Origin of the sequence: Nocardiopsis trehalosi NBRC 14201 (assembly GCF_001552555.1) — a bacterium.
Taxonomy (GTDB): Bacteria; Actinomycetota; Actinomycetes; order Streptosporangiales; family Streptosporangiaceae; genus Nocardiopsis_B; species Nocardiopsis_B trehalosi.
In genome coordinates this window covers 54,707-81,243 of the sequence record NZ_BCRK01000003.1, presented here as the reverse complement: position 1 = coordinate 81,243, position 26,537 = coordinate 54,707, and the positions used below count along the sequence as shown (strand labels likewise).

The 26,537-nt window shown below is 76.6% G+C and carries 25 protein-coding genes; 8 read left to right on the top strand and 17 right to left on the bottom strand.

Going from position 1 to position 26,537, the window contains the following annotated elements; all coding sequences use genetic code 11:
- Nucleotides 1–42: 42 nt before the first annotated feature.
- From hemC to sigE, 5 genes are all read right to left on the bottom strand, one after another.
- Complete coding sequence (gene hemC / locus NT8_RS01350; protein ID WP_281203367.1) at nucleotides 43–963, bottom strand: hydroxymethylbilane synthase; 921 nt, start codon at nucleotides 961–963, stop codon at nucleotides 43–45.
- A 254-nt stretch (nucleotides 964–1,217) separates the two neighbouring features.
- Complete coding sequence (locus NT8_RS01345; protein WP_067963162.1) at nucleotides 1,218–2,273, bottom strand: S1C family serine protease; 1,056 nt, start codon at nucleotides 2,271–2,273, stop codon at nucleotides 1,218–1,220.
- A gap of 1,433 nt (nucleotides 2,274–3,706) precedes the next feature.
- The gene (locus NT8_RS01340) at nucleotides 3,707–4,783 is read right to left on the bottom strand and encodes a sigma-E factor regulatory protein RseB domain-containing protein (protein ID WP_067963132.1); all 1,077 of its coding nucleotides are present in this window, start codon (nucleotides 4,781–4,783) and stop codon (nucleotides 3,707–3,709) included.
- A complete protein-coding gene (locus NT8_RS01335) occupies nucleotides 4,780–5,469 on the bottom strand; it encodes an anti-sigma factor family protein (protein ID WP_084468555.1) in 690 nt (229 codons plus the stop codon). Before NT8_RS01335 ends, NT8_RS01340 begins: the two co-directional genes overlap by 4 nt.
- Before the next feature lie 2 nt (nucleotides 5,470–5,471).
- Nucleotides 5,472–6,089, bottom strand: coding sequence for an RNA polymerase sigma factor SigE (gene sigE / locus NT8_RS01330; protein WP_067963129.1), 618 nt, complete (start codon nucleotides 6,087–6,089; stop codon nucleotides 5,472–5,474).
- A gap of 334 nt (nucleotides 6,090–6,423) precedes the next feature.
- Here sigE and NT8_RS01325 point away from each other — a divergent pair, with 334 nt between their 5' ends.
- Nucleotides 6,424–7,041 (top strand): O-methyltransferase, encoded by a 618-nt coding sequence (locus NT8_RS01325; RefSeq protein WP_067963126.1) that lies wholly within the window; start codon nucleotides 6,424–6,426, stop codon nucleotides 7,039–7,041.
- 50 nt (nucleotides 7,042–7,091) lie between these two features.
- On the opposite strand, the gene NT8_RS01320 is transcribed toward NT8_RS01325, so the two are convergent.
- Together NT8_RS01320 and NT8_RS28250 are read right to left on the bottom strand one after the other, a co-directional pair.
- Nucleotides 7,092–8,606, bottom strand: a complete 1,515-nt coding sequence (locus NT8_RS01320; protein WP_067963123.1) for a leucyl aminopeptidase — start codon at nucleotides 8,604–8,606, stop codon at nucleotides 7,092–7,094.
- A 133-nt stretch (nucleotides 8,607–8,739) separates the two neighbouring features.
- Nucleotides 8,740–8,907 (bottom strand): DUF3117 domain-containing protein, encoded by a 168-nt coding sequence (locus NT8_RS28250; RefSeq protein WP_084468554.1) that lies wholly within the window; start codon nucleotides 8,905–8,907, stop codon nucleotides 8,740–8,742.
- Between the two features lie 269 nt (nucleotides 8,908–9,176).
- On the opposite strand from NT8_RS28250, the gene NT8_RS01315 reads away from it, so the two are divergent.
- A complete protein-coding gene (locus tag NT8_RS01315) occupies nucleotides 9,177–9,968 on the top strand; it encodes an enoyl-CoA hydratase-related protein (RefSeq protein WP_067963121.1) in 792 nt (263 codons plus the stop codon).
- A 64-nt stretch (nucleotides 9,969–10,032) separates the two neighbouring features.
- Here the strand turns inward: NT8_RS01315 and NT8_RS31155 are convergent, their stop codons facing one another.
- The 3 genes from NT8_RS31155 to NT8_RS31520 all read right to left on the bottom strand — a co-directional run bounded on the left by NT8_RS31155 (nucleotide 10,033) and on the right by NT8_RS31520 (nucleotide 13,351).
- Nucleotides 10,033–11,844 carry a serine/threonine-protein kinase gene (locus NT8_RS31155; protein WP_067963118.1) on the bottom strand — a complete coding sequence of 604 codons (1,812 nt, stop codon included), beginning with the start codon at nucleotides 11,842–11,844 and terminating at the stop codon, nucleotides 10,033–10,035.
- Between the two features lie 50 nt (nucleotides 11,845–11,894).
- Nucleotides 11,895–12,473 (bottom strand): hypothetical protein, encoded by a 579-nt coding sequence (locus NT8_RS01305; protein ID WP_369406278.1) that lies wholly within the window; start codon nucleotides 12,471–12,473, stop codon nucleotides 11,895–11,897.
- A 179-nt stretch (nucleotides 12,474–12,652) separates the two neighbouring features.
- Entirely contained in the window at nucleotides 12,653–13,351 is a 699-nt protein-coding gene (locus NT8_RS31520; RefSeq protein ID WP_394326555.1) for a hypothetical protein, read from the bottom strand.
- 94 nt (nucleotides 13,352–13,445) lie between these two features.
- Here NT8_RS31520 and NT8_RS01295 point away from each other — a divergent pair, with 94 nt between their 5' ends.
- On the top strand, nucleotides 13,446–13,772 hold the full coding sequence (locus NT8_RS01295) for a hypothetical protein (RefSeq protein ID WP_067963112.1): 327 nt from the start codon (nucleotides 13,446–13,448) through the stop codon (nucleotides 13,770–13,772).
- A 30-nt stretch (nucleotides 13,773–13,802) separates the two neighbouring features.
- Here NT8_RS01295 and NT8_RS01290 read toward each other — a convergent pair whose 3' ends face one another.
- From NT8_RS01290 to NT8_RS01280, 3 genes are all read right to left on the bottom strand, one after another.
- Nucleotides 13,803–14,618 (bottom strand): LOG family protein, encoded by an 816-nt coding sequence (locus NT8_RS01290; RefSeq protein WP_067963109.1) that lies wholly within the window; start codon nucleotides 14,616–14,618, stop codon nucleotides 13,803–13,805.
- A 63-nt stretch (nucleotides 14,619–14,681) separates the two neighbouring features.
- The gene (dapE, locus tag NT8_RS01285) at nucleotides 14,682–15,749 is read right to left on the bottom strand and encodes a succinyl-diaminopimelate desuccinylase (RefSeq protein WP_067963106.1); all 1,068 of its coding nucleotides are present in this window, start codon (nucleotides 15,747–15,749) and stop codon (nucleotides 14,682–14,684) included.
- A gap of 106 nt (nucleotides 15,750–15,855) precedes the next feature.
- The gene (locus NT8_RS01280; protein ID WP_067963104.1) at nucleotides 15,856–16,692 is read right to left on the bottom strand and encodes a 2,3,4,5-tetrahydropyridine-2,6-dicarboxylate N-succinyltransferase; all 837 of its coding nucleotides are present in this window, start codon (nucleotides 16,690–16,692) and stop codon (nucleotides 15,856–15,858) included.
- Between the two features lie 288 nt (nucleotides 16,693–16,980).
- Between NT8_RS01280 and NT8_RS01275 the strand changes: the two genes are divergently transcribed.
- A complete protein-coding gene (locus NT8_RS01275) occupies nucleotides 16,981–17,835 on the top strand; it encodes a hypothetical protein (RefSeq protein WP_067963101.1) in 855 nt (284 codons plus the stop codon).
- Nucleotides 17,836–17,867: 32 nt separating this feature from the next.
- On the opposite strand, the gene dapC is transcribed toward NT8_RS01275, so the two are convergent.
- Both dapC and fdxA read right to left on the bottom strand, forming a co-directional pair.
- On the bottom strand, nucleotides 17,868–18,995 hold the full coding sequence (gene dapC / locus NT8_RS01270; protein ID WP_067963098.1) for a succinyldiaminopimelate transaminase: 1,128 nt from the start codon (nucleotides 18,993–18,995) through the stop codon (nucleotides 17,868–17,870).
- A gap of 240 nt (nucleotides 18,996–19,235) precedes the next feature.
- Entirely contained in the window at nucleotides 19,236–19,559 is a 324-nt protein-coding gene (gene fdxA, locus NT8_RS01265) for a ferredoxin (RefSeq protein ID WP_067963096.1), read from the bottom strand.
- A 174-nt stretch (nucleotides 19,560–19,733) separates the two neighbouring features.
- Between fdxA and NT8_RS01260 the strand changes: the two genes are divergently transcribed.
- The 3 genes from NT8_RS01260 (at nucleotide 19,734) to NT8_RS01250 (ending at nucleotide 22,530) form a co-directional block, all read left to right on the top strand.
- Entirely contained in the window at nucleotides 19,734–19,997 is a 264-nt protein-coding gene (locus tag NT8_RS01260; protein WP_067963093.1) for a putative acetyltransferase, read from the top strand.
- Between the two features lie 89 nt (nucleotides 19,998–20,086).
- Nucleotides 20,087–21,418, top strand: a complete 1,332-nt coding sequence (locus tag NT8_RS01255) for a hypothetical protein (protein ID WP_067963091.1) — start codon at nucleotides 20,087–20,089, stop codon at nucleotides 21,416–21,418.
- 125 nt (nucleotides 21,419–21,543) lie between these two features.
- Nucleotides 21,544–22,530, top strand: coding sequence for a site-2 protease family protein (locus NT8_RS01250; protein WP_067963088.1), 987 nt, complete (start codon nucleotides 21,544–21,546; stop codon nucleotides 22,528–22,530).
- A gap of 7 nt (nucleotides 22,531–22,537) precedes the next feature.
- On the opposite strand, the gene NT8_RS01245 is transcribed toward NT8_RS01250, so the two are convergent.
- On the bottom strand, nucleotides 22,538–22,972 hold the full coding sequence (locus NT8_RS01245) for a hypothetical protein (RefSeq protein ID WP_067963085.1): 435 nt from the start codon (nucleotides 22,970–22,972) through the stop codon (nucleotides 22,538–22,540).
- Nucleotides 22,973–23,049: 77 nt separating this feature from the next.
- A complete protein-coding gene (gene mshB / locus NT8_RS01240; protein WP_067963082.1) occupies nucleotides 23,050–23,910 on the bottom strand; it encodes an N-acetyl-1-D-myo-inositol-2-amino-2-deoxy-alpha-D-glucopyranoside deacetylase in 861 nt (286 codons plus the stop codon).
- Between the two features lie 120 nt (nucleotides 23,911–24,030).
- On the opposite strand from mshB, the gene NT8_RS01235 reads away from it, so the two are divergent.
- Complete coding sequence (locus NT8_RS01235) at nucleotides 24,031–26,199, top strand: S9 family peptidase (RefSeq protein WP_067963079.1); 2,169 nt, start codon at nucleotides 24,031–24,033, stop codon at nucleotides 26,197–26,199.
- Nucleotides 26,200–26,537 lie beyond the last annotated feature (338 nt).

The following is a 26,537-nucleotide window of genomic DNA, read 5'->3' as shown; positions in this document are numbered from 1 at the left end:
GCGCCCCGCAGTGGGGCGCGCCCCCGACGCGCGGGCGCCCGCTCAGTGCGGGATGCCGTCGATCACCGCGCGGGCGCCCGCGCGGAGCAGCCGCGCGGCGACGTCGGCGCCCAGCTCGCGGGCGTGCTCCGGCCGGGCCCACGCGTGCGCGTCCACCCACGCCGCGCCGTCCCGCGTGAACACCGCGCCGAACAGGCCGATCCGCCCATCAGGGGCGGTGGTCGCGTGCCCGGCGATCGGTGAGTTGCAGTGGCCGCCCAGCACGCCGAGCATGGCCCGCTCGGCGGTGACGTGGACGCGCGTCTCGGCGTCGTCCAGTCGGCGCAGCAGTTCCACCGTTCCGTCGTCGGAGTACCGGCATTCGAGGCCGAGCACGCCCGCGCCGACCGCCGGGCACATCACGTCGGTGGGCAGGATCTCGACCGCGCGGTGCGCGAGGCCGACGCGCCGCAGGCCGGCGTAGGCGAGGACCACGGCATCGTAGGCGCCGGCGTCGAGCCGGGCGATCCGGCCGGTGATGTTCCCGCGCAGGTCCTCGGTACGCAGGTGCGGGTGGTGCCGCCCGAGCTGGGCGCGGCGCCGCACGGCCGAGGTGCCCACCCGCGCGCCCGGGGGAAGGCCGGCCAGGCTCCGGGCGTTCGAGGTGGCCGGCACGAGCAGGCAGTCGCGCGGGTCCGCGCGCGGCGGGTACGCCGCCCAGGTGAAGCCGTCGGGGCGCGGGACGTCGCCGGGCACGTCCTTCACGCAGTGGACGCAGACGTCCACCTCGCCACGGGCGAGGGCGCGGTCGAGTTCCGCCACGAAGGCGCCCTTGCCGCCGAGGGCCGCGAGGCCGCCGCGCCACCTGTCGCCGGACGTGGTGATGGGCACGATCGCGGTGGGGACCTCCGGGTCGACGGCGGCGAGGAGCCGCCGGACCTGGCGCGCCTGGGCCATCGCGAGCGGGGATGAGCGGGTGCCGATGCGCAGCGGGGGCGGTCGGAGGGCATGCGCCCAAGGTACGCGCCCGCCCCGGCCGTGGGAGGGCGTTCGCGCAGGTCGTGCCGTGCCGCCGCCCTCCCGGTGGACGCGGCGCGGCGCCCTCTCCCGAGACCCCTCCCCGTTGACCTTGTCGCCATCGGGCCATGGGGAGCGATCCCGAGCCCCGATGACGTCGAGATCAACGGGGAATGGGCGGGCGGGGGCGGGGGGTCGGCCCCCGCGCGGGGGGCCGACCGTCAGTTCGTGTTCGTGCCCAGGGTGATGTCGACGCGGTGCGACTCGCCGTCGCGCTCGTAGCCGACCGCGACCCGGTCGCGGGGCTGGTGCTCGGCGAGCAGCGCCGTCAGCGCCTCCGCGTCGTCGACCGGTTCGCCGTCGAACTCGACCACCACGTCTCCCGCGCGCAGACCGGCCCGGTCGGCCGGGCCGCCGGGCTCGACCGCCTCGACGCGGGCCCCGTTGGCGTGGCCGGGGTCGAGGTCGGCGCCCAGGTCGGCGCGGGCCGCCGGGTCGCCGCCCAGGATGTCGTGCACCACGTCTTCGGCGTCGGCCGAGGGGATCGCGAAGCCCAGCCCGATGCTGCCGCTCTGCCCGCTCTCGGGGCCGCCCATGGTGGCGATCGCCGAGTTGACGCCGATCACGCGCCCCTGGAGGTCGACCAGCGGCCCGCCCGAGTTGCCGGGGTTGATCGCCGCGTCCGTCTGGAGCGCCTCGATCGCGGCCTCCGACCCCTCGCCCAGCCGGACCGGCCGGTCGACGGCGCTGATGATGCCCGTGGTGACCGTGCCCGCGAGGCCCAGCGGGGCGCCGATGGCGATGACCTCGTCGCCGACGGTGGCCTGGTCGGAGTCGCCGAACTCCAGCGGCTCCACGTCGATGGGGTCGCGCAGTTCCAGCACGGCGAGGTCGGACTCGGGCCGGGTGCCGACGATCTCGGCGGCGCTGGTGCGGCCGTCGCTGTAGACGACCTCCAGGCCGTCCTCCAGCGCGGCGGCGACGTGGTTGTTGGTGACGACGTGGTCGCCGGCGATGACGAAGCCCGACCCGTTGCCGCTGAGGCCGGCCCCGCTGTCCTGGATGGAGACGACGCTGGGGCTGACCCGCTGGGAGATGCCGGCGATCGTGTCGGGGGCGCGGCTGGGGGCGCCGCTGGGGGGCTCGTTGTCGAGCTGCGGCGCCACCTGCTCGGGCGCCGCGGTCTGGGCGGCGAACCGGCCGCCCACGACGCCGCCGATCCCGGCGGCGCCCAGGGCGGTGACGAGCACGGTCAGGAGCACCGCCCACACCGGCACGCCGCGCCTCCGGCGGCGGCCGTCGGGGTGCGCGGGCTCGCCCGGACCCGCCGGATACCCCGGGGGCGGCCCGCCGGGACCACCGGGGCCGCCGGGGTGACCGGGGTTTCCCGGGTGACCGGCGCCGTGGGCGAAGACGCCGGTCGAACGCGGGTCGGCGGAAGTGGCGCTCGGGTAGGCGGAACCCGCCTGGTGGGCCGGGCCTGCCGGGTGCTGGGGCTGCTGGGGTTGCGGGGCACCGGGACCGTAGGCCGGACCACCGGGGTACGGGCCGCCGGAATGCCGGCCGCCGGGATGCGGGGCGCCGGGGGCAGCAGGGAAGCCGGTGCCGGGTCGGCCGCCCGGGGCTGGTGGGAACCCGGTGGGATAGGCGCCGCCCGAGGGGTGGGCGCCGGGAGCGACGTGCGGGACGTGCGCGGAACCCCCGTGCGCGTACGGACCGCCCTCCTGCGCGTTCGGAACGCCCCCCTGCCCGTACGGGTGGCCGGCCTCGTGCGCGCTCACCGCGCCCCCCTGCGCATACGGGGCGCCCTCCTGCGCGCTCGCGGCGCTCTCCTGCGGGTACGGGTCCGCCGCGCCCGGGGCGCCGCCCGGTGGAGGGCCGTACGCGCCGTCGGCCGGGGCATGCCCGGCGGCCGCCTCGCCGGAGGCGGCCGGGGGTCGCGCCGACTCCGCGTCGGGCGGGGAGTCGGGGCCGGGCGTGGGGTCGGAAGCACCGTCCGCGGCCGGCGCGTCGGGGCCGGGCCCCTGGTCCGCGGCGGGACCGCCGACCGCTCCGCCCCCGGAGTCGGCGGGCGGGCGCGACCACGTCGGCTCGCCGGAGTCCTCGGCGGGGCGGGGTCCGGTCTCGTCGGTCATGCACATCTCCGTCTGTCGCTGCCGACACCAGTATGGCCTGAAAGACATAAACCACCGGTTAACCGGCCAACCCGCCCACGGCCCGACGCACCACCCGATGGCATCAGATGTCCCCGCAAGCACCGTGATACCGCCACTTCCGCCCTCCAACGGCCGCCGATCGCCCCACCACCGCCCCCCGCGCCGTGACCGGGATCATGACCGCGGTGTCAGATGGCCCACCCACCCTCACGTCGCCCGGCCCGCGCCACCCACAGCCCGGCGCACGTCACCGCACGGAGGACGGCGGCCGGGACCGGGCACCGGCGAGCCCGCTCGGATGGCGCCAAGCCGGGCGGCACCGGTGCGCAAGGCGCGAAAGGGAACCAGAGGCCGAGGCCGGAACACGGCCGCGATGTGCGACCCCGCCAGCGCCGCCGCCGCGACCGCGCCGACCACGGCCCGACGCGCGTCACCGCATGCGGGGCGACGGCCGGGACCGGGCAGTGGGCGAGTCCGCTCGGGTCGCGCCGGGACCAGCCAGCGGCCCCGGTGGGGTCGGGTGGGGTTGGTGACGCTGGTGGGTGGGGTGGGGGTCAGAGGCCGAGGAGAGTCGCCAGACGGGCGAAGCCTCGGGCGAGGCGCGGGGCGACGCCGTCGCCGCCGGGCGGCGGGAAGCCGTCGACGGCGGCGGTCACGAGTTCGGGCGGGGCGTCGGCCATGACCGTGTAGACGAAGCCGCCCGACTCCCACATGCGCGAGCGGCCCAGGGTGTCGCCGGTGTAGACGGTGCCGTGGTCGGTCGGCACGGTGGTCCAGCCCTCCGGGGGCTCGTCGGCCAGCCGGCCCCGCTGCACGAAGACCGACACGACCGACAGCCCGTCGGAGTAGCCGAGGTGCAGTACCCGGCCGCCCTCGGCGTCCTTGGCGCGGACCTCGGCCAGCCGGAGGTCCCACGCCAGGTGGCCGGGCAGGTGCCAGCCCTCGTCGCGCAGGCGTTCGACGTCGCCGTCGGCCACCGGTTCGCCCCAGGGGGCCGCCGCCTCGGCGCCGTCCGGCAGTGGCGGGGTGCCGCCGACCCGCAGGCGCAGGAACTCGGCGCCGTAGGCCACCCGGCCCGCGTCGTCCACCACCTCGTGGCGCAGCGGCAGGCCGGTCTCCGTGTCGATCCAGAACCGCCCCGCCACCGATCCGTCGGCGCGCAGGGCCTCGACGCGGCGCACCTCGCGCCCGCACACCCGGCCGGTGCCGGAGTCGGTCACGCGGTAGTTGGCGGCCAGGTCGCCCAGCAGCTCCTCGTCCAGGCGCAGCCGCCACGCGCTCTGGTCGACCACCAGGGCCGGATCGGGTTCGGCGGCGGCGCCGGAGAACCCGGTACCCTCGCCCGGCACATGGACGACCTCCACGAGCCGGGTGCGCGGGCCGTCCTCACCGGCGGCGGTGACGGCCTGCACCCCTTCGAAGGCGACCCCGCCACCCGACGCGGCGGCGCGGCGCAGCACCGCGAGTCCGTCGTCGGCGCCGGGCGCGGGCACCTGGGCGACCGCCGGGCTGACCGACGCCGACAGCGCCACCAGGACGAGCAGCGCCCCGGCCAGCAGGAGCGCCACCGACTCGGCGGCGCCGGGACCGGGGCGCGTGGTGCGGGCGCCCGAGGGCGCTCCGCCGCTCACCGCGGGTCGGCCGCGGCCTCGGACGGGCCCTCGGCGGGGACGTGCAGGGTGGTGTCGGCGTCCTGGGAGTCGTCGCGCTCCGGCAGGGCGGCGTGCCGTGCGGTGAGCGCGTGCTCGACGGCGTAGTCCTCCAGCGCCGGGCTGACCAGGGGGACGTCGCGGGGTTCGCCGCCCGCGACGAAGGCGGAGCCCAGCGCGAGCGCGGCCACCGAGACCCCGGCGACGGCGTAGCGGGCGCGCCCCCAGCGGGGGCGGAGCACCGACAGCGGCTCCGGGGTGCGGTCGCGGCGCCGCCGCGCGGGGGCGGGCGGGGGGGCCGCGGGTTCGCGGGCGTCGACCGCGACAACGGGGCCGCCGGGCGCCGCGCCGCGGGCGGGCCCGCCGCCCAGGGGGCGGCTCGACCCCAGCGGGGGCATGCTGCCGAACGGGCGGCCGCCGGGCGGCGGCGGGCCGAAGGGCGGGTCGGCGGAGGGCGGGGCGGCGCTCAGCGCGGCCAGCCGGCCCATGAAGTCGGTGGAGGGCTGCGGTGCGTCGAGCCCGTGCAGCCGCCGCTTGAGCCGGCGCAGCATCTCGGCCTCGAACCGGCAGCTCTCGCAGGACGCGAGGTGCCGCAGCGCGCGGTCGCGGTCGGCGTGGCCGAGTTCGCCGTCGACCAGAGCGGACAGGCGCTCCCCCATGTGGTCCATGTTCACTCCACCTCCCGGGTCCAGGCGTGTGCCACCGTGCCGTCCGTGCCGCCCGCGTCGAGTCCGGCGTCGGCGGCCAGCCGGCGGCGGTGCTCCAGTGCCTTGCGGAGCTGGGCGCGGCCGCGGTGGATGCGGCTGCGGACGGTGCCGAGCTTGACGCCCAGCGTGGCGGCGATCTCCTCGTAGGACAGGCCTTCGATGTCGCAGAGCACGACGGGGGCGCGGAACTCGGCGGGCAGCGCGTCGAGGGCGCCCTGGATGTCGGCGTCGAAGTGCCGGTCGTCGTAGGACTGCGCGGGCGAGGGCTCGCGCCCCTGGAGGCGCTCGTCGGCGTTGTCGGCGAGCCCCTCGAACCGGATGCGCGCCCGGCGGCGGGCCATGTCGAGGAAGAGGTTGGTGGTGATGCGGTGCAGCCAGCCCTCGAAGGTGCCGGGGGTGTAGTTGGAGAGCGACCGGAAGACCCGGATGAAGACCTCCTGGGTGAGGTCCTCGGCGTCGTGCTTGTTCCCGGTCAGGCGGTAGGCGAGCCGGTAGACGCGGGCCGAGTGGGTGCGGACGACCTCGTCCCAGCTCGGCGGCTCCCACTGCTCGAAGTCAACGGCAGAGTCGGAGTCTGCCACCCGTGCTCCCTTCGGTCGGGCGCCGTGCGCCGCGCGGCGCCGGGGGGTGGCGCGCCGGAGCGGACGTCCGTCGTGATGCTGCGGTTCCGGCCGGTGCTCCGGCCGGTCGGTCGAGACCTTTCCCTCGTTGCAACGCCACCGGGTCCGGATTAAGTTCCCGCCCGCCGTGAACACGCCGTGATCCGGCTCCGGCAGGCTAGGGTGTGCCCTGGGACATGGCCACCCGGTAATCACCCGGCGACTCCGAGTGACGAGCGCCGTGTTCCGCGCACAGTCACGTCACTCCGACGCGCGGGAGGCCGTCATCGCCGGTCGAGACCACACCCTGGCCCACATGGAGCAGTACGCCGCCGAGGACGACTCCCTGGCCTCGGCGCGCGAGGCGGGGCAGCGGGCCGACGCCCGCCCCGTGAGCCCCGCGGCGGGCGCCGCGCTGCGCTTCCTGGCCGCCGCCATCGGCGCCCGAGCGGTCGTCGAGGTCGGCACGGGCTGCGGCAGCTCGGGCCTGTGGCTGCTGCGGGGCATGCGGCCCGACGCCATCCTGACCACGGTCGACGTCGTCCCCGAGTACCAGGAGGCCGCCCGGTCGGCGTTCCGCCGGGCCGGGTTCCCCGCCAACCGCACCCGGCTCATCCACGGCCGGGCGCTGGAGGTGCTGCCGCGGCTCACCGACGGCGCCTACGACCTGGTGTTCGCCGACGCCGTGAAGACCGAGTACCCCGACTACCTGACCGAGGCGCTGCGGCTGCTGCGGCCGGGCGGGGTGGCGGTGTTCAACCACGCCCTGGAGGCGAGCCCGTTCGACGACGGCCCGCTGAGCGCCCCCGGCCCCGAGACCGCGGCCATCCGCGAGACCGGCCGGCTGGTGCGCGAGGACGAGCGGCTGGTGCCGCTGCTGCTGCCGGTGGGCGAGGGCCTGCTGGCCGCCATCCGCGACCCCGACGCGGCCTAGCCACGGCGTGTCGCCAGGGCCGACCGGGCGCCCGCCCGGTCGGGCCGCGGTCAGGCGAGGCCGGCCAGCCAGCGCAGCAGCAGGCGGGTGGCGAACCCGGTGCCGCCCTTGGTGAGCAGGCCGTCCTCGGCCATGGACCGGCCGGGGCCGGCGACATCGAGGTGCGCCCACGGCAGGCCGCCGGTGAACTCGCGCAGGAACAGCGCTGCCTCGGTGGCCCCGGGGCGGCCGTAGTCGCGGCTGGTGCCGATGTTGGCGAGGTCGGCCACCGGGGAGTCGAGGGTGTCGCGGTACTCCTCGGTCATGGGCAGGCGCCACAGGCTCTCGCCGGACCGGTCGCCCGCCGCCGTCAGCTCCGCCGCCAGGGCGTCGTCGGAGGCGAACAGCGCCCCGAGCCCCGTGCCCAGGGCGAGCTTGGCCGCGCCGGTGAGGGTGGCGACGTCCACCATGGTGTCGGGGGCGAGTTCGGCGACGGCGTAGGCCAGGGCGTCGGCCATGACCAGCCGCCCCTCGGCGTCGGTGTTGAGGACCTCGATGGTGCGCCCGTTGTACGCCGTGATGACGTCGCCGGGCCGCTGGGCGGCGCCGCCGAACGCGTTCTCGGCGACGGGGAGCAGGCCGGTGACGGCCACCCGCACGTCGAGCGCCGCCAGCGCCGAGCACACGCCCAGCACAACGGCGGCGCCGCTCATGTCGGTCTTCATGAGCTTCATGTTGTCGTTCGGCTTCAGCGACAGGCCGCCGGTGTCGAACGTGATGCCCTTGCCGACCAGCACCACGTGGGCGGTGGCGCCCTCGGGCCGGTGGTCCAGGCGGACCAGGCGCGGCGGGCGGGCCGACCCGCGCCCGACGGCGAGGATGGCGCCGAACCCGTCCTGGCGCAGGGCGTCCTCGTCCCACACCGTGGCGGTCAGCCCGGTGTCGGCGGCGACCCGCTCGGCGCGGGCGGCCAGCCAGGCGGGGTCCTTCTCGGCGGAGGGGGTGTTGATGAGGTCGCGGGCGAGCGCGGCGGCGCGCGCCAGCTCGGTGCCGCGCCGCAGCGGGGCGGCCGCCGCCTCCGGGTCGACCCCGACCAGGTCGACCGCTCCGGCGGGCGCCGGCCCCTTGGGGGCGGACGCCAGCGTGAACGTGTAGGAGGCGAGCAGCGCGCCTTCGGCGAACGCGGCGAGCCCGGCGCCGCCGTCGCGCCCGGCCTCGGGCAGCGCGCCGAGCGTGGTGGCCGCGCGGCGCCGCCCGCGGGCCGCCCGGGCGAGTGCGGCCCCGGCCCGCCGCAGGTCGGCGGGTGCCGCGGCACCCACCCCCACGAGGGCGACCCGGACCAGGCCGCGGCCCAGGTCGGCGGGGAACTGCGCGATCTCGCCGGGGCGGCCGGTGAGGTCGTAGTGTGCCAGCAGCTCGGTGATCGGGGCCGGCAGCCGGGCGTCGATCCCGGCGGGGTCGGCGCACGCTCCCGCGGTCACCGCCACCGGTCCGTCGTCACCGCCCCGGACCGGCAGCGCCACCAGGTCGGCGGCGGAGTCGGCGAGGGTACCCGGGGCCGGGTGGATCTCCGTAGCGAAAGGCACGGACGCTCACAATCTTCGCGTGGGTGCTCGGACGCCGCCGCGGGCCGCCCGCCGCGCTCCGCCGGTGGCGGGGCGCCGGCGCCGGAGCGGTCCCCGTCGGCGCTGGTGGTGCCGGTGGTGCGGTGCGGCCGGGTCAGCCGACGGCGCCGTCCAGCGCCTCCTTCAGGTCCGTGGCCTCGTCAGGGGTCAGCTCGACGACGAGGCGGCCGCCGCCTTCGAGCGGGACCCGCATGATGATGCCGCGACCCTCCTTGGTGACCTCCATCGGACCGTCACCGGTCCTCGGCTTCATCGCCGCCATGCCGTATCCCCTTTCCTAGGAAAACTCTCGCGGTGAATGGGCCGGCCCTCCAGGGGAGCGGCGCGTGCCGGTCCGGGTCCGGGCCTCATCCGCGTGACTCAGGGAATGAATCACTGTTCTGTCATTATCTCGGTTTTGGGAACCGAATGGGAACGATCGGACAGCGCCCGGGCCGAGGGCCCCGAAGAATCCGAACAGTAAGGTTATAGCCGCAGCAGCGGATCGCGGTCGACGGGACCGCACACGCCGACACGATCAGGGAGCCCCGCGTGCCCGAGTCAGCCAGCGTCCTCTACGACCTCGCCGACGGCGTCGCCACGATCACGCTCAACCGGCCCGACGCGATGAACTCGCTGACGACCGCGGCCAAGGAGGAGCTGCTCGCGGCGATCGACCGGGCCAAGGCCGACAAGGACGCGCGGGCCGTCCTGCTCACCGGGACCGGCCGCGCGTTCTGCGCCGGGCAGGACCTGCGCGAGCACGGCGACGCGCTGGGCGCGGGCCGCGGGCTGAACGGCACCGTGCGCGACCACTACAACCCGATCGTGCTGGGCCTGGTGCGCATGCCCAAGCCGGTGGTGGCCGCGGTCAACGGGGTGGCGGCGGGCGCCGGGGCGTCGCTGGCGTTCGCCTGCGACCTGCGGATCGCCGCCGAGGAGGCGTCGTTCGTGATGGCGTTCGCCAACGTCGGTCTGGGCGCCGACTCCGGCGCCTCGTGGACCCTGCCCCGCCTGGTCGGGCACTCCCGCGCGATGGAGATGCTGATGCTGGCCGAGCCGGTCCGGGCGGCGCGCGCCCTGGAGACCGGGCTGGTGTCGCGGGTGGTGCCGGGCGCGGAGCTGGCCGACGCGGCACGCGAGCTGGCGGTGCGGCTGGCCAACGGGCCGACGGTGGCCTACGCGGCGATCAAGGCGGAGCTGGCGTTCGGGTCGGGTCTGGACCTCGCGAACGCGCTGGAGATGGAGGCGAGCCTGCAGGACCAGTGCGCCGAGACCATCGACCACGTCAACGCCACCCTGGCGTTCCTGAAGAAGGAGAAGCCCGACTTCCGCGGGCACTAGCCCGGGGTGCCCGGTCCGCCCGCGCGCCGCGCGGGCGGACCGGACCGGACTGTGCGGTGCGGTGTCAGGCCAGGAACGCCCAGGCCAGCAGGCCGATGCCGCCGAGCAGCAGCACGACCACCGCGACGATCAGCCCGACGACGAGCCCGGTTCCGGCGCCGCGCTGCTGCGGCTGGCCGCCCTGCTGGTTCTGCCAGCCGGCGGGCCACTGCTGGCCGCCCTGCGGGCCGAACCCCTGGTCGGGGCCGTAGCCCTGGGGGGCGCCGGGCGCGTACCCCTGCTCCTGACCCGGGTAGGCGGGGCCGGGGCCGGACGGGTACTGCTGCTGCTCCTGCCCCGGGTAGGCCGGGCCGGGACCCGTGGGGTACTGCTGCTGCTCCTGGCCGCCGTAGGACGGGCCGGGGCCGGTCGGGTACTGCTGCTGCTCCTGGCCGGGGTAGGCGGGACCGGGGCCCGTCGGGTACTGCTGCTGCTCCTGGCCCGGGTAGCCCGGGCCGGGCTGGCCGTAGCCCTGCCCCGGGTCGTACCCGGGGTTCTGCTGCGGGTGGCCCTGGCCGTAGCCCTGGCCGGGGCCGGTCCCCGGGTGGGGCTGGGGGCCGGACTCCCACGCGTTCGGCTGCATCTGCGGTCCTCCTTGTCCCGGCATGCCCGCAGGCATGGGTCCGGGGGCGTTCGGGGCCCATCCGCCGGGCGCCGGCGCACCGGACTGCCCGGGATAGGGGCCACTGTGGAATTCGGGCGGCGGCCCGCCGGGCGACCCGGGCGGCGGTCCGCCCGGCCGCGCGTACCGCGGTCCCCCCTGCGCCGGGAACTGCGGACCCGTGGGCCGGGCCGGCGCGGGCCCGCCCTGCGGACCGAACTGCGGTCCGGTGGGCGGGGCCTGGGGGCGCGGCACGGGCGACGGCCCCGGCGGGAGTTCGGGGTGGCTGCGGTAGACCTCGGCGGCGGCGCGCTCCTGCGCCTCGGGTGCCGCCGCGGCGACGACCCCCGCCACGAGCGTCTGCACCGGCAGGGCCGGTGCGGGGTCCTCCGGGGCGCGCGCCCCGGACACCGCGGCGGCGGTACCGGGGTCGACCCCGAGGACCCGCATGAGGCTCTCGGCCGCGGTGGGCCGGCGGGCCGGGTCCTTGTCGAGGCAGCTTACCGCGATGTCGCGCAGGGCGCCGTCGAGGGCGCCCAGGTCGGGCTCGTCCTCGATGACGCGCTGGAGGACCGCCTGCATGGAGTCGGCGTTGAACGGCCCGTGCCCGTTGGCGGCGTAGACCATGGTGGCGCCCCAGGCGAACAGGTCGACGGGCGGGCCCATGGCGCCGCCGCCGATCTGCTCGGGCGCCATGTAGGCGGGGGTGCCCGCGATCCGGCTGGTGAGGATCGCGGTGCCCTCCAGCGCGCGGGCGATGCCGAAGTCGATCACCCGGGGGCCGTCGGGGCCCATGAGCACGTTGCCCGGCTTGAAGTCGCGGTGCACGATGCCCGCCTGGTGGATGGCGGCGATGGCGGTCAGGGTGCCGATGGCCAGCCGCTCCAGGGCGGCGCCGCGCAGCGGGCCGTCGCGCAGCACCGACTCGCGCAGGGTGGGGCCCTCGATGTACTCGCTGACCACGTAGGGCGGGTCGGCGTCGACGTCGGCGGCGAGCACCTGCGCGGTGCAGAACCGCGCGACCCGGCGGGCGGTGTCGATCTCCTCGGCGAGCTGGCGGCGCAGCCCTGCGGCGTCGAGCCCGTCGGCGTGCAGGGTCTTGACCGCGACGACCTCGCCGTCGGCGCCCGCACCGAGGTAGACCACCCCCTGGCCGCCCTGCCCCAGGCGGCCGGTGAGGGTGTAGGTGCCGATGCGGCGCGGATCGTCCTCGGTCAGGGGACCGGCGGCGGCCATGTAACCTCCCGGAGCCGTTCCGGGGCGCGGCCGCCCCGGCGCACGCCACCCTAGCGGAGCGTCCCGGTGGAGGTCATCGGGACGCCGTCGTGGGAGACCGCCTCCCAGCGCGCGCTGAGGGTACCGGTGGCGCTGCCGGGCTCCAGGACCAGCACCGACTCGTCGATGCACCGGTCGTCGAGATCGTAGGTCTCGACGTAGTCGAAGGACAGCCGGTCGCCGTCGCGGTCGTTCAGGGTCAGGCTGCCGCGGCAGTCCAGGGAGTACTCGGCGGAGCCGCGCTCCACGCCCGACTCCAGCTTGACCTCCACCTGCCAGTCGGTGACGTGGTGGCCCTCGTCGTCCTGCTGCGACATGTCGCCGCTCCAGGTGCCCGCGTAGGAGTGGGGCACGCTGGCGCCGGCGACCTGCTCGGGTCCGGGCCGCAGCAGCCACGCGGCGGTGCCGCCGGCGGCGCCGACCAGCACGAGTCCGGCGACTCCGGCGACGAGCACGTGGCGGCGGCGGCGCGCGGCGTGCCGGGTGGACCGGGGCGGCGGCCACAGCGACATCGCCCGGATGGGCGAGGCCGACGCGGGGGCGCCGTCGACCGGCGCATCGGCCCCGCGGCTCGGGGCCTCGCTGCTCACCGGGTCTCCGCGGAGCGGGGACGGCCGGGACCGGTGGATGGGATCATCGCTTCTCCTCAGGGGCGGACGGCGCGCGGGGCCGTTCGCGGTTCAGCGACAGAGGATAGGCCACGGTGCGGTCGGCCGTCGGGCGCACCGGGGTGACGAGACCCACAGGGCGGCCCGGCGGCGGGCGGCGTTCAGGAGTCGTCGCCGCCGGTGGAGCGCGGGGGGTCGGCGCGGCCGTGCAGCGCCCATTCCCCGTCGGGGTCGGGGTCGTCGGCGGGGGCGGTGCCGGGGTCGCGCTCCGGGTCGGTTGGGCCCGGGGCGGTGGGCCCGTCCTGCGCGGGGTCGCCGTCGGCCGCCGCGGAGACGCCGGCCACGGTGTCGTCGCCGTCGGCATCCGTGCCGTCGGCCTCGGTGCCGTCGACGGCGGGGAGGTCGGGGGTGGTCGCGGCGGCGCCGTCGGCGGGTTCGCCCCATTCGGGGCCGTCGCCGCTGGAGGGCCGCTCGGCGGGTGCGCCCGCGCCCAGGACGTAGGCGCCGCCGGCGATCGGGGCGGCGTGCGCGCCGCGCGGGAAGAGCACGCGCGGCCCCGCGCCGGCCGCCGCGAGGCGCTGTTCGAGGTCGTGGATGCGGGCGTCCCGCTCGGCCAGGGCGGCGACGACGCGGCGCAGCACCTCGTCGACCGCGCGCACGTGGTAGCCCCACAGCGCCAGCGGCAGGACGACCCGGCTGACGTCCGGGCCGGTGACCGGCCGGTCGTCGGGCAGGTCCAGCGGGGGGTGGTCGGCCTCGAAGCGCGCCAACTGCCCGCCCCGGCCCAGGACCGTGAGGGCGACCCCGGCGAGCACCGCCAGGGCGGCGACGGCGGTCAGGACGAGGATGGTTGGACTCACGTCGCCATGGTGCCACACCCGCGCGCCGCCGACCGCCCCCTGCGGTGTCCACGAAGCGCCCCCCGGACCGACCGGGGGGTGCCAGACTCGGGGCATGCGGACAGAGGACGCGGACGGGCCGCCGCGCGTGGTGGCGCCGGACACCGTGGTGGAGGGGGTCCTGGACGCGGGGGTGCGCCCGCCGGCCGACCGGGTGCGCGCGCTCGCCGCCACCGGCCGGCCGGTCCTGGTGCGCTGCGCCGTGCCCGGGGGCGGCGGGCCGGACGGGGCCGCGGAGATCGCGCTGGTGGCGGCCTACGCCTGGCTGGGCGCGCGGGTGTTCGCCACCGCCCACCCGGACGCCGCCCGCCAGGCCCTGGACATGGTGGCGTCCGTGCGGGGGACCCGCCCGCCGGCGGCCGCCCGCCGCGGGCTGGCCTGAGGGCGCCCGCCCGGCGGCTTCCGGCGGCCGCTACTCCGGCGCGGACCGCTCGGCGGCGTCGACCTCGACGGCCTCCTCGACCACCCGGTCCTGCTCGAACTCCTGGCGGGCCAGGCTGACGTGCGCCTTGCGGATGATCTCGACGACCTCGTCGGGGTCGTCGGTCAGGTACATCAGGTCGGGGTCGCCGGGGGAGACGACGCCCTCGGCCACCAGGGTGCCGCGGATCCAGTCGACCAGGCCGCCCCAGAACTCGGTGCCGACGAGCACCACGGGGAACCGGGTGACCTTCCCGGTCTGCACGAGGGTCACCGCCTCGAACAGCTCGTCCAGGGTGCCGAACCCGCCGGGCAGGACCACGAACGCCTGCGAGTACTTCACGAACATCGTCTTGCGCACGAAGAAGTACCGGAAGGTGACGCCCATGTCGATGTGCTCGTTGAGGGACTGCTCGAACGGCAGCTCGATGCCGAGGCCGATGGAGGTGCCCCCGGCGTCGGAGGCGCCCTTGTTGGCGGCCTCCATCATCCCGGGGCCGCCCCCGGTGATGACCGTGTACCCGGCGTCGGCGAGCCGGGCGCCGATGCGCTCGCCCAGCGCGTAGTAGGGGTTGTCGGGGCGGGTGCGGGCCGACCCGAACACGCTTACGGCCTGCCCGACCTCGGAGAGCAGGCCGAAGCCCTCGACGAACTCCGACTGGATGCGCATGACCCGCCACGGGTCGGTGTGCACCCAGTCGGCCGGCCCCCGCCGGTCGAGCAGCCGCTGGTCGGTGGTGGTATCGGGGATGGCGTTGCCGTGGTAGGTCAGGGGCCCGGCACGGCGGACCTTTCGCGATTCCGTCATGACGTCAAAGCTATCCGGATCACGCGCGCTCGAACCGGTGCGCGCGCGCAGCGGGGCGGCGGGTCAGCCCGCGGCGCCGCGCAGCCAGCCGGCCATGCGCGCCTCGGCCTCGCCGATGGCGTCGAGGTCGACGTACTCGTCGCGGGTGTGCGCCAGCGTGGGATCGCCCGGCCCGTAGTTGACGGCGGGCACGCCCAGTTCGGCCATGCGGGCGACGTCGGTCCAGCCGAGCTTGGCGCGGGCCCGCCCGGCGCCGACGGCGCGGACGAACTCGGCGGCCGCCGGGTCGTCCAGGCCGGGCCGGGCGGGCGGCGCGGAGTCGGTGACGCGGACCTCGAACCCGTCGAACACCTCGCGCACGTGCGCCTCGGCCTCGGCGGGGGTGCGGTCGGGGGCGTAGCGGAAGTTGACGGTGACCACGCACTCGTCGGGGATGACGTTGCCGGCCACTCCCCCGTTGACGAACACGGCGTTCAGGCCCTCGTGGTAGCGCAACCCCTCGACCTCGGGCTCGCGCGGGGTGTAGGCGCGCAGCACGTCGATGACGCGCCCGGCGTCGTGGATGGCGTTGCGGCCCATCCAGGAGCGGGCGCTGTGGGCGCGTTCGCCGCGCACCACCACGTCGGCCCGCAGGGTGCCCTGGCAGCCGCCCTCGATGGTGCCGCCGGTGGGCTCCAGCAGCACGGCGAAGTCGCCGGCCAGCCACTCGGGGTGCGTGCGGGCGAGCCGGCGCAGCCCGTTGCGCTCGGCGTCGATCTCCTCGCAGTCGTAGAAGACGTAGGTGACGTCGTGCACGGGCCCGGGGACGGTCGCGGCGAGCCGCAGCTGCACCGCCACCCCGCTCTTCATGTCGGAGGTGCCGCACCCGTAGAGCCGCCCGCCTTCGCGGCGCGACGGCACGTTGCCGACGATGGGCACGGTGTCGATGTGCCCGGCGAGCACCACCCGGCGGCCCCGGCCCAGCGAGGTGCGGGCCACGACGGCGTCGCCGTCGCGGTCGACGGCCAGGTGCGGCAGGCCGCGCAGCGCCTGCTCGATGGCGTCGGCGAGGGGGCGCTCGCCGCCGCTCACGGACTCGATGTCCACGAGGTCGGCGGTGAGGGTGCGGACGTCCGCGGTGAGGTCGAGCATGGGGTGCTCTCCGGGCTCGGGCCGTGCGGCGGGCGCGGCACGGCGGGCGGTGGCGGGGGGCGGTCGGCCCCGGCCGCGCGGCGGCGGGGCCGGGGCCGAGGGCGGGTCAGGCGTTGACGCCGTGCTCGCGCAGCATGTCGTTGAGGGCCAGCTTGTCGTGCTCCTGGCCCTCCTCCAGGCGCTTGAGCACGAGCAGGCACGGCATGCCGAAGTCGCCGCCGGGGAAGCTCTTGATCCGGTTGGCGGTGACGCACACCGACCACGCCGGGGCCTCGCCGCGCTTGAGTTCGTCGCCGGTCTCGGCGTCGAACACGCGGGTGGAGGAGGTGAGGATGGTGCCGGCGCCGAGCTTGGCGCCGCGGCGCACCCGGGCGCCCTCGACCACCATGCTGCGGGAGCCGAGGAACGCGTCGTCCTCGATGACGACCGGGCTGGCCTGCGGCGGCTCCAGCACGCCGCCGACGCCGACGCCGCCGGACAGGTGGACGTTCTCGCCGACCTGGGCGCAGGAGCCCACGGTCGCCCAGGTGTCGACCATGGTGCCCGACCCGACCCAGGCGCCGAAGTTGGTGAAGGACGGCATCAGCACCACGCCGGGCGCCAGGTAGGCGCCCCAGCGGGCGATGGCGCCGGGGACGACGCGGACGCCGTCGAGGCGGGTCTTGAGCGGGATGCGGTCGTGGTGGTGGAAGTCGCCGACCTGCGACTCCGCCATGCCCAGGACGCGGAAGCTGAGCAGGATGGCGCGCTTGGCGCGCTCGTCCACGACGACCTCGTCCGTGTCCGGGTCGACGAAGGCGACCCGGGCCTTTCCGGCGTCGAGGTCGTCGACCGCGCCGACGATGGTGTCGCGGGCGGCGGAGTCGTCGGGGGTCAGCTCGGAGCGGCGCTCCCACAGGACGTCGATCTCACGGGGCAGCGGGCTGGTGAACGCGGTGGTCATGGGCATCGAGCCTACCGGGCCGCGCCCGGGGCGGGGACGCGGGGCGCGGGGCGCGGCGACCCTGGGTGACCGGCGGGCACGCGGCCGGCGGGGCCGGCGCCGGGCCCGCCGCCCCCGCGGTGGCGGAGCGTGTTCACCGGCACGCTCTACTATGCGGGGAGGACCACCGGTCCCCCCGGCGCGCGAACCGCGCGTCCCGCTGTCCGCGCCACCGGTGTCCTTCACTGTCGGTCGAGGCCGCGCCTCCGGCTCCGGCCGGGGCCGTCCCCCTACCCCTACGGTCTGCCTGTGCCCAGAAAGCCCCGAAGAGTCTCCGCCTTCTTCAAGATCCTCGCCGTGCTCCTGCTGGTGTGCGGCGCCCTGGTCGGCGGCGGCTTCTACGTCATGCGCTCCATCAAGCCGCTGGAGGTGGCCCCGCCCGAGCCGACCGAGTCCTGCACGGTCACCGCCGGGGGCGACACGGACAAGCTGGAGCCGGAGCAGGCGGCGAACGCGGCCACCATCAGCGGGGTGGCGTTCGGCCGCGACCTGCCCGAGGAGGCCGTGGTCATCGCCTACGCCACGGTGTGGCAGGAGTCCAAGTTCTTCAACATCGACTACGGCGACCGCGACTCCGTGGGCCTGTTCCAGCAGCGCCCGTCGCAGGAGTGGGGCGCGCCCGAGGAGCTGATGGACCCGGTGTACGCGACGGGGGCGTTCTACGACAAGCTCGTCGAGGTCCCCGACTACACCGGTATCCCCGTGTACGAGGCGGCGCAGGCGGTGCAGCGCAGCGCCGACGGCTTCGCCTACGACCAGCACGAGCAGCTGTCGCGGGTCATGTCGGCCGCGTTCACCGGCGGCGAGGGCCCGGCGGTGTCGTGCGAACTCATCCTGGACGAGATGGGCGAGCCCGATGTGGAGGGCGCCGCCGCCGAGATCACCCGGGTGTTCGGGGTGGAGCCCGACTCCGTCACGATGGCGGGCACCCGCGCCACCGGCGACGTGGGGTGGGCCATGGCGCAGTGGGCGGTGGCCAACGCCAAGGTGTACGGGCTGGCGTCGGTGACCTACGGCGACCAGCGCTGGACCGCGGCCGACGGCGCCGACGGCTGGGTCACCGTGCCCGACGCGGCCCCGGCGGGCGAGGTCGTGCTGGAGTAGCGGCGGGCCGGGCGCGCCCGGCGCGGCGGCCGTCAGGCCGCCGCGTTCTCCAGGCGCTGGGCGGCGGCGGCCACCCGCTCGTCGGTGGCGGTGAGCGCCACCCGCACGTGGCCGGCGCCGGCCGGGCCGTAGAAGTCGCCGGGCGCCACGAGGATGCCGAGTTCGGCCAGCGCGGCCACCGCGGCCCAGCCGTCGCCCGCGCCCGGCTGCGGCGCCGCCGCCCACAGGTACAGCCCGGCCTCGGAGTGGGTGATGGTCCACCCGGCGCGCTCGAACGCGGTGCGCAGCCGGTCGCGCCGGGCGGCGTAGCGGTCCTTCTGCTCGCGCGCCGACAGGTCGTCGTCGTAGGCGGCGGCCATGGCGGCCTGCACGGGCGCGGGGACGATCATCCCGGCGTGCTTGCGCACCGCCAGCAGCTCCGCGACCAGGGCGGGGTCGCCGGTGACGAACCCGGCGCGGTACCCGGCCAGGTTGGACCGCTTGGACAGCGAGTGGACGGCGAGCAGCCCCTCGTGGGAGCCGCCGCACACGTCGGGGTGCAGCACCGACACCGGGCGCGGGCCCTCCCACCCCAGGTCGATGTAGCACTCGTCGGATGCCACGACGGCCCCCCGCTCGCGCGCCCACGCCACGACCTTGCGCAGGTGGTCGACCCCGAGGACCCGCCCGGTGGGGTTGGCCGGCGAGTTGATCCACACCAGGCCGACCGGCGCCGGGCCGAGCGCGGTCAGACCGTCCGCCGCCACCGGGGTGGCGCCGGCCAGCCGGGCGCCGATGTCGTAGGTGGGGTAGGCCAGTTCGGGGTGGACGACGGTGTCGCCCGGGCCCAGGCCGAGCAGGGTCGGCAACCAGGCCACCAGCTCCTTGGTGCCGACGACCGGCAGCACGTCGACCGGGTCGACGGCGACCTCGTGCCGGCGGCCCAGCCAGCCGGCGGCGGACGCGCGCAGCGCCGCGGTGCCGTGGGTGGTCGGGTAGCCCGGCGCGTCGGCGGCGGCGGCCAGCGCCTCCCGCAGCCGTTCGGGCACCGGGTCGACCGGGGTCCCCACGGACAGGTCGACGATGCCGTCGGGGTGGGCCGCGGCGGTGGCCTTGTGCGGCGCCAGCCGGTCCCACGGGAAGGTCGGGAGCCGGTCCACCACGCGTCGCCGATCGGCCATGTCTCGCGTTCCCCCATGTCGTGAAGTGCGGCGCGCGCCGGGCCGCGGGCGGCGTGGTCGCGGCCCGCGGCCCGGCCGCGGCGTGCGGAATCCGCCCCGGCGCATGCGGCCGGGGCTGCGGCGCCCGTGCGGCGGCACCGCCCGGCGGGGCGGTGCGCCGGTCCCCCGGGGCGCCGGGGCGGACGGGCCCGGGTGCGGGCCGGTCCGGGGGCGGCGCGGGCGTGCCGCGCCGCCGGAGGCCTAGCCCTCGCTCTGCGGGGGCAGGGCCACGATCAGCGGGTGGTCGGCGTCGATCTGGCCGACCTTGGACGCGCCGCCCGGGGAGCCGAGTTCGTCGAAGAACTCGACGTTGGCCTTGTAGTAGCCCGACCACTGGTCGGGGAGGTCGTCCTCGTAGTAGATGGCCTCCACGGGGCAGACCGGCTCGCAGGCGCCGCAGTCGACGCACTCGTCCGGGTGGATGTACAGCATGCGCTTGCCCTCGTAGATGCAGTCGACGGGGCACTCCTCGATGCACGCCTTGTCGAGCACGTCGACGCAGGGCTGCGCGATGACGTAGGTCACGTCCACTCCTCTTCGGTCTTCGCCACGTTGACCGCGTGTGTGTCTCTGCGCTGTGACATAGCCTGGGCGGTGCCGGGAGGCCGGCACGCGGATTCCGCCGGGCCGCTCATACGCGATTCGCAGTTTCCAGTATTGCGCTCGTCGCGCTTTACCGCGCAATTGGGGGTCGATCAAGTGGGGTTCGTCTCGCGTTTCACCGCCGAGGTGACGTCCGCCGACGTCGGGCGGCGCGCCACCCTGCGCGTCAGGCTGCCCGAGGGCGGGTTCCGGGATATCGTCGGAGTCCTGGAATCATGGCGGGAGGGCGTGATCCTGGTGCGGCGCCGCGACGGACGCGTGACGGAGGTCACGGCGGACGATATCGTCGCGAGCAAGATCGTGCCCCGGGAGCCGCCGCGCCGCCGGTCGGCCGGCGGACGGCCGACGGCCGACGGCTGACGGCTGACACCGGCGCGTCCGCGCTCGGGGAGACCCGGCCGCCGCCGCGGTGGCGGCCGCCCTGACTGGGGAGGTGGTGGGTTCACGCCATGCAGGAGACCGTCGCGTCCGCCCTCGCGCAGTTGTCCCGGCTCGACGCCCGGGCGGCCCGGGTCGCCGAGCACGCCCTGTCCTCCCTGACCGCCGGGCAGAGCCTGGAGTCCCTGACCCAGCACGACGTCCAGGAGTTCTGCTGGTACGTGCTGCCGGTCCGGTTCGCCAGCGACTCCGGTGAGCGGCTGTTCGCCGCGCGGTCGCTGGGCCGCCTGTTCACGCTGCTCGACCTCGACCGCTACGCCGCCATCTGCGCGTCCGACACCACGCGCGAGGTCCTGGCCGCCTACACCGTCAGCCACGACTCCGGCCTCCAGGCGTACCGGCGGGCGGTGCGCGCCTCGGGGGTCGAACCCCCCGATCTGCCCGAGCTGACCTGGGGCACCGCGCTGGGCAGCGCCGAGATCGAGGCGTACCGCGCCGCGTCGGCGTCGCTGGAGATCGCGGTGGCCCTGCAGGACGTCCGCCCGGGGTCGCGGGGCTGGCGCACCGCGCAGGAGCAGCACGCCCGCGCCTTCCTCACCCAACCCGACGCCCAGGGGCGCAGCCGGCTCGACCGCATCCGCGAGGAGCGCGTGCGCGGGTGGCTGGGGTCGCCGTCGCACCCGCACCGGCAGCGGCTGTGGCCGCTGCTGGGCCGGCTCATCAGCGGGGCCGAGCCCCCGCACAACGCGGCGGCGGCGCTGGCGCCGGTGCGCCGCCTGCTCGACTACGCGGACGAGGGCATCGGGCTGACCCAGATCGGCTACATCTCCCCCACGGTCGTGCGGGAGCTGTGCGCGGAGTTCGAGTGGGCCACGTCGCCGTCGCCGCCGCGCAGCGAGACCGACGTCATGCAGCTCATCGCGCTGCACAAGCTGCTGCGGACGATGCGGGCGGTGCGCCGGTCGGGGCGGCGGCTGGTGCTGACCCGGCGGGGCCGCCAGCTGCACAGCGACACCGCGGCGCTGTGGCGGGCCGTCGCCGAGGGGGCGCTCGACACCGACGGCTTCGCCCAGGCCGCCACCGAGACCCTGCTGGGGCTGCTGCTGTCGCGTTCGCCCCGGGCCACCGGCAGCCACGCGCGCGACGAGGACACCACCATCGCCGAGGAGGCCCGGATCATCCTGACCGAGGCCGGCTGGGGCGGCGACGGCGGGGGTTCGGCGCCCGACACCCAGCAGGTGCAGTCGGTGCTCATCACCATCACCTGGCTGCTGGAGACCCTGGGGTTCGTGGTCGGCGGCGACCTGCTGGGCGGCGGCTCCCACCACCTCACCAAGGCGGGCCGGTCGTTCGCGCTGACGGCCATGCACCTGTCGGCCACCACGCCGCCCGCCTCCATCTGACCCGGTGCGGCGGCACCGGCGCGGGCGCCTAGCCTGGGAGGCGACGCCGGGGCGCGCGCCCCGGCCGCGGCCGGGCCCGCCGCGCGCCCGCGCCGCCCACCACCCACGCGACCCGCTGGAGCCGTATGTCCACGCCTGAGCCGACCGAGCCGGAGCCCGCCCGCTCCGACGAGCGGCCGTCCCGCACGGCGCTCGCCGCCGAGGACGGCGCGACCGCCGCGGCGCCCGACCCCGCCGCCGAGGCCACCGAGGCCGCCGGGAGCACCGGGGACGCCTCCGAGGCCACCGCCGGGGACGCCGAGGCGGCCGCCCCCGAGCGGACCGCCGCAGGCGCCGCCGACCTGCTGCCCAGCCCGGTGTTCGTGCTGCTGCTCGGCGTGACGGGGCTGGCCGGCTGGTTCTCCTGGACCCGCGCCGAGGTCGACTGGACCGGCGACGCCACCACCGTCTACCTGCCGTTCGTGTTCATGCTCGGCGGGTGGATCGCGTCGCTGGCGCTGCACGAGTTCGGGCACGCCCTGGCGGCCCACCTGTCCGGCGACCGCACCCAGCGCGGCGGGGCGTACCTGCGGCTCAATCCGTTCGGCTACAGCGGGCTGTTCGCCGGACTGCTGATGCCGGTGGCGTTCCTGGTGCTCGGCGGGATCGGGATCACCGGCCCGGCGGCGGCCCACGTCGACCCGCGCCGGGTGCCGGGGCGGGGCCGGCGCACCCTGGTCGCCCTGGCCGGACCGGCGGTGAGCCTGGTGCTGGCGGCGGCGTTCGCGGCGGTGGTGGCGGTCCTGGTCCCGGCCGGGTCGGTCACCGACAACTGGCTGATCGTCGGCCTGATGTACCTGTGCTACCTCAACCTGACCGCGGCGCTGCTCAACCTGCTGCCGATTCCCGGGTTCGACGGGTTCGCGGCGCTGGCCCCCTACCTGCCGGAGCGGGTGGCCGGGGTCGACCGCACGTGGGGGCTGTTCGGGGTGATCGCGGTGTTCGGCGTGCTGTGGCTGGCGCCGGTCAACCTGGCGTTCCTCAACGCGGTGCTCGGCCTGTTCGCGGCGGTCGGGCTGCCGCAGATCGACATCGGCTTCGGCGAGATCCTGTTCCGGTTCTGGGTGACCTGAGCGGTGGTCAGCGGGGGGTGAGCACGGTGGCGAGGGCCACCGCGAACACGCCGCCGAACAGCACGGCGCTGTCGAGCCCCCCGTTGGTCAGCAGGATGTCGCCGCCCGACGTGAACCCCACCAGGGCCAGCGCCGCGGCGGTCCAGCCGACCGCGAACAGCCCGGCGCCGAGCCGCGAGCCCATGCCCCAGCCGGCCGCGCGGCACCCGGCGAACAGCAGCACGAGGCCGACCGCGAGGCCGGTCCCCGCGAGCAGCCGCCCGGGGGTGCCGGTGAGCCAGAGCCAGGACAGCCAGTGGGCGGCGGGGCCGCCGACCACGCCGACGGCCAGGCCCAGCAGCGGGAGCACGGTGTAGCCGGCGGCGGCGACCGCCCGCGCGGGGCCGCGCGGGGCGGCGGGGGCCGCGGGCGACCCGGCGCCCGGAGAGGTGGAGACCGACACGGGGGCAGCCTACGCGACGGGCGCGGCGGCCCCGGCCGACCAGGTCGCCCGGCCTCGGACGGCCGGGCGGGGCGCGGTCAGGCGAACAGGTCGGTCTCGTGGCCGTCGGGGCCCCGGCGCGGGGCCGGGCCGCGCAGCAGGGTGAAGTACTCCACGCCGCTGATCTCCTGGGCGATACCGTTGGACAGCGCGAACAGCTCCCCGTCGACGGTCACCTGGGTGGCGTGCCGGCGCATGGCCAGGGCCTTGGCCGCCCAGTGCGCCGACCCGTCGACGCGGGTGGTGACCAGGGAGTCCGGGGTGCCGGGGGCGATGTCCTCGATGCCCTCGGGCGCGGTGAAGGGGCCGGGGTCGCGGCGCAGCCGCTCGACCGACGCCTCCAGCACCGACCGGGGGTGGGCCACCGCGTACAGCTTGCGGACCCCCCACGGGCTGCCCGGCCGGGTGCGGTCGGCGGCCAGGTCGAAGGCGCGCAGCGCCACCCGGTGCGCCTGGATGTGGTCGGGGTGGCCGTAGCCCCCGTTGGCGTCGTAGGTGACCATGACGTCGGGCCGCACCTCCTGGACGATGTCGACCAGCAGCTGCGCGGCCTCGTCCACGTCGGCGCGCCAGAAGCAGCCGGGGTGGTCGTTGGTGGGCGAACCCATCATCCCGGAGTCGCGGTAGCGGCCGGCCCCGCCCAGGAACCGGTGGTCGCGCACGCCCAGCGCCACGCACGCCTTGGCGAGTTCGCCGACGCGGTGCTCGCCGAGGGCGTCGTCGCGGTCGCTGGTGAGGTGGGCGTACTCGTCGCCGATGACCTCGCCCTCGTCGCCCAGCGTGCAGGTGACGAGGGTGACCTCGGCGCCGGCGGCGGCGTAGGCGGCCATGGTGGCGCCGGTGACGATGCTCTCGTCGTCGGGGTGGGCGTGCACCAGCAGGAGTCTGCGGTCGGTCATGGTCGTGACCCTACCGGGCGGGGCGGCGCCGACCCAGGGACACGGCGTGCGGCGCGTCTCCGCGCCGACCTGGTGCGCCGCTCCGCACGCCGGAAGGCGGGCATGCGCCACAATCGGCACATGAGTTTTCCTCGGCAGCAGGCCCGGACCCGGCGGTTCACGCTCGGGGTGCCGCGGGCGTTCCAGATCTCCCCGGACGGCCGGCGGGTGGCGTTCCTGCGCGGCCGCGACGGCACCGACACCGCCACGTGCCTGTGGGTGCTGGACACCGGCACCGGACGGGAGCGGGTGGTGGCCGACCCGCGCGCGATCGGCGCCGACGACGAGGACCTGCCGCCGGAGGAGCGGGCGCGCCGCGAACGGCTGCGCGAGACCGGCGGCGGCGTGGTCGCCTACACGGTCGACGAGGCCTTCACCCGCGCGGCGTTCACCCTGTCGGGCCGGCTGTACTGCGTGGACCTGGCCGACGCGGACGCGGCGCCGCGCGAGCTGCCCGCAGCGGCCCCGGTGGTCGATCCGGCCATCAGCCCGCGCGGGGACGCGGTGGCCTACGTCAGCGGGGGCGCGGTGCGGGTCGTCGGCACCGACGGCGCGGGCGACCGGGCGCTGGCCGAGCCCGACGGCGAGAACGTGGTGTGGGGGCTGGCGGAGTTCGTCGCGGCCGAGGAGATGAGCCGGTACCGGGGCCTGTGGTGGGCGCCCGACGGCGGCTCGCTGCTGGCGGCCCGGGTGGACGACTCCCCGGTGCGGCGGTGGACGATCGCCGACCCCGCCCACCCCGAGGCGGAGCCGCAGACCGTGGCCTACCCCGCCGCGGGCACCCCCAACGCCGAGGTCCGGCTGGCCGTGCTGGAGGCCGGCGGCGGCGCGGACGCCGGGCCGCCCGCCCCGGTGTGGATCGACTGGGACCGCGCGGAGCTGCCCTACCTGGTGCGCGCCGGGTGGACCACGGGCCCCGACGGCACGCCCACGGTGGTGTTCAGCGCGCAGAGCCGCGACCAGCGCACGCTGTCGGTGTTCAGCGCCGACCCGGGCACCGGGCTGGTGTTCGCCACCCGGCGCGAGACCGACGACGTGTGGGTGGAGATCGTCCCGGGCGTGCCCGACTTCACCGCGTCGGGGTCGCCGGTGTGGCTGGGCCGCCCCGGGGGCGGGCCGCGCCGGCTCTACGTGGGCGACCGGGCGGTCGGCCCCGAGGACCTCTACCTGCGCGGGATCGTGGACGTCGACGGCGAGCTGGCGCTGTGCTCGGCGTCGCCGGCGGGCCGGCCGGGCGAGGTGGTGCTCTGGCTGTTCGACCTGCGCGCGGGGACCGGTGCGCAGGTAGAGTTCCCGGACGCGCCCGAGGGCGGCGGGGTGCACTCGGGCCGGCTGCGCGCCGGCACGCTGGTGGTGCAGCGGCGGGACCTGTCGACCGACGGGGTGCGCACCGCCGTGGTGGCGGGCGCGGGGACGGACAACCGGCGCGTGGTGGCGGAGATCGCCAGCGCCGCCGAGGTGCCGGACCTGCCCGCTCCGCGCGTGCGGTTCTGGGCGGCGGGCGAGCGGGGCGTGCCGTCGGCGCTGGTGCTGCCGTCCTGGTACGAGGAGGGGTCGGGGCCGCTGCCGGTGCTGCTCGACCCGTACGGGGGTCCGCACGCGCAGCGGGTGCTGGCGGCCCGGTCGGCGTTCCTCACCTCGCAGTGGTTCGCCGAGCAGGGGTTCGCGGTGGTCGTCGCCGACGGGCGCGGCACGCCGGGCGTGGGCCCGGAGTGGGAGCAGGAGATCCACCTGGACCTGGCGGGCCCGGTGCTGGAGGACCAGGTGGCGGCGCTGCACGACGCCGCCGAGCGGTTCGGCTGCCTGGACCTGGGGCGGGTGGCCATCCGCGGCTGGTCGTTCGGCGGGTACCTGGCGGCGCTGGCGGTGCTGCGCCGGCCCGACGTGTTCCACGCGGCGGTGGCGGGGGCGCCGGTGACCGACTGGACGCTGTACGACACCCACTACACCGAGCGCTACCTGGGCCTGCCCGAGGAGCAGGAGGCGGCGTACCGGCGGTCGTCGCTGCTGGAGGGGTGGGCGGAGCCGAACCGGCCGCTGCTGCTGATCCACGGCCTGGCCGACGACAACGTGGTGTTCGCGCACACGCAGCGGCTGTCGACGGCGCTGCTGGCGGCGGGGCGGGCGCACTCGGTGCTGCCGCTGTCGGGGATCACGCACATGGCGTCGGAGGAGACGACGGCCGAGAACCTGCTGCTGCTGCAGGTGGAGTTCCTGAAGGGGGCGCTGCGGGGCGGCCCCGAGGCGTAGCGGGGGCGGTTCCGGTGCCCCGGGGCCCGGGTCGGTTGTCCTGCCGACCCGGGCTTTTCCGTCCGCATCCGGCCACGCTCACCCTCTTGCTTTTCCGTCGGTCCTCCGTTCCGTTGCCGCGCGTACGCGCCGGTAACTCCGGACTCACGTCGGAGTTCGCGCGCCCGGGGTCGCCGAGCGCGGTCCGGCCGTCACGGAGGATCACCGGGAATTCGACAGATGTCGACTTCACCCCCCGTGACGGGGCCTGTCGCGATCGGCACATCTGACTTATGGTTGCGAATCGTTTACCGAACGTCGGTGAACCCGCCGCGCCCCACGGGCGCCGGCGGACCGGG